At 61.7% G+C, this 4,234-nt stretch carries 5 protein-coding genes; all 5 read left to right on the top strand.

Translation table 11 applies throughout. The features are described from left to right. On the top strand, positions 1-511 hold a 511-nt coding region (locus tag EN969_RS19115; protein WP_164758347.1), incomplete at its 5' end, for a sterol desaturase family protein. A 102-nt stretch (positions 512-613) separates the two neighbouring features. Then, positions 614-1,312 carry a DUF2161 domain-containing phosphodiesterase gene (locus EN969_RS19110; protein ID WP_063168008.1) on the top strand — a complete coding sequence of 233 codons (699 nt, stop codon included), beginning with the start codon at positions 614-616 and terminating at the stop codon, positions 1,310-1,312. Positions 1,313-1,368: 56 nt separating this feature from the next. Further along, entirely contained in the window at positions 1,369-1,776 is a 408-nt protein-coding gene (locus EN969_RS19105; RefSeq protein ID WP_032808257.1) for a DUF930 domain-containing protein, read from the top strand. 181 nt (positions 1,777-1,957) lie between these two features. Further along, positions 1,958-2,620 carry a TerC family protein gene (locus EN969_RS19100; RefSeq protein ID WP_013531644.1) on the top strand — a complete coding sequence of 221 codons (663 nt, stop codon included), beginning with the start codon at positions 1,958-1,960 and terminating at the stop codon, positions 2,618-2,620. Positions 2,621-2,756: 136 nt separating this feature from the next. Continuing rightward, complete coding sequence (gene rimO / locus EN969_RS19095; RefSeq protein WP_013531645.1) at positions 2,757-4,070, top strand: 30S ribosomal protein S12 methylthiotransferase RimO; 1,314 nt, start codon at positions 2,757-2,759, stop codon at positions 4,068-4,070. Positions 4,071-4,234: the final 164 nt, after the last annotated feature.

Below are 4,234 nucleotides of genomic sequence, written 5' to 3'. Positions count from 1 at the left end.
CTACTGGACACATCGGGCCTTTCACAAAATCCCGGCGCTTTGGAAGTTCCATGCCGTTCACCACGGCATTGAGGAACTCGACTGGCTCGGGGCCTTCCACAATCATCCCGTCGACGCCATCGTCACAAAGGCAATATCGCTGACGCCGATCTTTTTCCTCGGCTTCTCGGAAGCGTCGATCGCCGTCTTTTCGACTCTCTACCTTGGACATACGCTGCTTGTGCATTCAAACGTGCGGATTCCGTTCGGCCCCTTGAAGTGGCTGATCGCCAGCCCGCAGTTCCATCGCTGGCACCATGCCAACCAGCGCGAAGCCTATGACAAGAACTTCGCCGGGCAGTTGCCTTTCCTCGACGTGCTGTTCGGCACCTACAATCCCACCGGTGACAAGGTGCCGGACAAGTACGGCGTCGACGATCCGATCCCTTCCACCTATTTCGGCCAGATCGGCTATCCGCTCCTGCGCCGCAGGAAGCTGCCGAACCGGGCGGTGCCGAACGCCGAAGCCTGACGGCTGGCCCGGCGTTGCGGTATCCACACCGGTCCCCTTTCGAGCCGCAGGACGCCGAACCACCGGAAGGCTTTTCGCCTCGAATCGGCTAAACCTTGCGCCATGAACGAGACCTCACTCTATGCGCCGGTGAAGCGGTTCCTCGAAAGCCTCGACTTTGTCGTCAAAGGCGAGATCGACGGCTGCGATGTTGTTGCGTTGCGCGAGGGGGAGCCGCCGGTTGTCGTCATCTGCGAGTTGAAGCTGCAGTTCAATCTCGAACTGGTGCTGCAAGGTGTCGATCGTGCGGCGGCCTGTGACGAGGTGTGGCTGGCCGCGCGCATGTCGGCTCGCGGCAAGGGACGCGAAAGCGATGCCAGGTTCCGCAATCTCTGCCGCCGGCTTGGCTTCGGCTTGCTTGGCGTGACCGCGACGGACCGGGTCGAGGTGCTTCTCAGCCCGATCGCGCTGGCGCCGCGCAAAAATGCCCGCCGGCGCTCCCGCCTGGTCGATGAGCACCAGCGCCGTCGCGGCGATCCCGTTGCCGGAGGAGGATCGCGCAATCCGATCATGACCGCCTATCGCCAAAGCGCCCTCGCCTGCGCTGCCGCCATGGTGGATGGCCCCAGGCGGCCGCGAGATCTGAAGGCGGTGACGCCGATCGCGCCCAAGATCCTGCAGCACAATGTCTATGGCTGGTTCGCGCGCGTCGACCGCGGCCTCTACGATCTTACCGATGCCGGCCGTGCCTCTTTGATCCGTTGGCCGCAGGCATCGCACGACGAATCCCGACACGCAATTTTGAACGCAGCAGCCATATGATTGAAGATTCCCGCAGCGTCCGAGGCGGTCCGCTCGGTTGATTTCTCCGACAAAATATGTTGCTTGTCCCGCCCATGAAGAAGCTCTGCATGACCGCCTTGGCGTCAGTGACACTGAGTTTTCCAGCCAGCGCAATGGACAATGCATTGCGCGCCGGACTGATGAAACTCGATCCCCAAACTCGCCTTGAACAGCGTTGCGACGCCGAAGTGCTCGACCGCATCACCCATGACGATCGCAAGTTCAAAGCCGATCGCGTCGTCGCCTACGCCTTTGCCACGCCCGAGATGGGCGCCGATGCAATCAAGAGCCCGGGTGCTGCGTTTCGCAGCAAGGGGCAGTGGTACAGGCTGAAATTCAAGTGCCAGACCGGGCCGGACCATATGGAAGTCTTGCAACTCCGCTACCGGATCGGCGACGAGATTCCGGAAGCCGACTGGGCAAAGTATAATCTCTACGATTGATTGGCGATCGGCCATGGTTTTGCCTGGCTGTCGGCGAGTGCCGCGAGCATTGGATCTGGCTTGACGTAGCGATGCTTCGGTGATGGCGCCACGCGTGATCCCTTGACGCCAAGGGACCACCAAGTTAGGGCCTCTGGGTAATCGACGAACACTCGGCAAAATCAGCAAGGGCTTCCGGTCGATGGACATTTTTTTCAGCGCTGCCAGCCTGACCGCCCTGCTCCAGGTCATCGCCATCGACCTCGTGCTGGCCGGCGACAATGCGATCGTCATCGGCCTTGCCGCTGCCGGCCTGCCGGCTGACCAACGCAAGAAGGCGATCCTCATCGGCGTGATTGCGGCAACGGTGCTGCGCATCGGTTTTGCCGCAATTACCGTCAAGCTGCTGGCGATCGTCGGCCTGCTGCTGGCCGGCGGCATCCTGCTGCTGTGGGTCTGCTGGAAAATGTACCGCGAGCTGCGCACGTCACATGCCGATGAGCTGGAAGCGACCGAGGCGCTGTCGAATTCGGACCTCAACAGTGACCAAGCAGTCGCCGGCAAGTCGAAGCGCAAGACCCTTGGCCAGGCTGCCTTGCAGATTGTCGTCGCCGATGTGTCGATGTCGCTCGACAACGTGCTGGCGGTGGCTGGAGCGGCGCGTGATCATTTTCCGGTGCTGGTCATCGGCCTTGTGCTGTCGATCGCGCTCATGGGGCTGGCTGCGACCTTCATTGCCAAGCTGCTGCATCGCCACCGCTGGATCGCCTATGTCGGCCTGCTGATCATACTCTATGTCGCGCTGGACATGGTCTATCGCGGCGCGGTGGAGGTCTGGCCACATGTGAACAACGTGGTCGGCTGAAGCTGGCGGACATCCGCGTCTTCACTCCGTCGAAGCAAGACCGCCGTGCGTTTTGCCGCATCGCGGGCCTGCCCATACCAATGCCGCAATAAGTGTGGTACTGCGCCGGCAATCCTGAAAAGCCCGGAAACCCTCTATGTCCGCTCCCCGCGTGAGTTTTGTCAGTCTTGGATGCCCGAAGGCCCTCGTGGATTCGGAGCGCATCATCACGCGCCTGCGCGCCGAAGGTTACGAAATCGCGCGCAAGCATGACGGCGCCGACCTCGTCGTCGTCAACACCTGCGGTTTTCTCGATTCCGCCCGCGACGAGTCGCTCAACGCCATCGGTTCCGCGCTTTCGGAAAACGGCCGAGTGATCGTCACCGGTTGCCTGGGCGCCGAGCCGGACGTCATTCGCGAAAAGCACCCCAATGTGCTGGCGATCACCGGGCCGCAGGCCTATGAGAGCGTGATGGCCGCGGTGCATGAGGCCGCACCGCCGTCGCACGATCCCTATATCGATCTCCTGCCGCCGCAGGGTGTCAAGCTGACGCCGCGTCACTACGCCTATCTCAAGATTTCCGAAGGCTGCAACAACCGCTGCACCTTCTGCATCATTCCCGCACTGCGTGGCGACCTCGTCTCGCGGCCGGCGGCCGATGTGCTGCGTGAGGCTGAGAAACTGGCCAAGGCTGGCGTCAAGGAACTTCTGGTCATCTCGCAGGACACCAGCGCCTACGGCATCGACATCAAATACCAGACGTCGATGTTCGGCGACCGTGAAGTGCGCGCAAAATTCCTCGATCTTTCGGAGGAACTGGGCAAGCTCGGCATCTGGGTGCGCATGCACTATGTCTACCCCTACCCGCATGTCGCCGACGTCATCCCGCTGATGGCGGAGGGCAAGATCCTCCCTTACCTGGATATCCCGTTCCAGCATGCCTCGCCGCAGGTGCTGAAAAACATGCGCCGGCCCGCGCATGGCGAAAAGACGCTCGAGCGCATTCGCGGCTGGCGCGAGGTCTGTCCGGATCTGGCCATCCGCTCGACCTTCATCGTCGGCTTCCCCGGCGAGACGGATGACGATTTCGAGATGCTGCTCGACTGGCTCGATGAAGCCAAGATCGACCGCGCCGGCTGCTTCAAATACGAGCCGGTCCGCGGCGCCCGCTCCAACGATCTCGGTCTCGAACAGGTCCCGCAGGAAATCAAGGAGGCGCGCTGGCACCGCTTCATGCAGCGTCAGCAGAAGATTTCGGCGACACAGCTGGCCAGAAAAGTCGGCAAGCGCCTCCCGGTGCTGATCGACGAGGCGCATGGCACATCGGCAAAGGGCCGCACCAAATACGACGCGCCCGAGATCGATGGCTCGGTGCACATCCAGTCGCGTCGTCCGCTGCGCCAAGGCGATATCGTCACCGTCAAGATCGACCGTGCCGACGCCTATGACCTCTATGGTTCGGCGGTCTGACGCCTCGTTCCGCGTAAATTTACTACATCTGGCGATAATCTAGGCCTCTTAACCCGCTCAGCCGCGATCCGCTCTATGGTTTGCCGACCGTAGATGCGGGAAATGCGGATGAACACCAGACCTGCGGAACAAAATTACATTGCGACGCTGGACCTGCTCAGGCT

Origin of the sequence: Mesorhizobium sp. M7A.F.Ca.CA.003.01.2.1, assembly GCF_003998945.1 — a bacterium.
Lineage (GTDB): Bacteria > Pseudomonadota > Alphaproteobacteria > Rhizobiales > Rhizobiaceae > Mesorhizobium > Mesorhizobium ciceri.
Note: the sequence above shows the minus strand (reverse complement) of the source record. Positions and strands in the feature narration are given on the sequence as shown.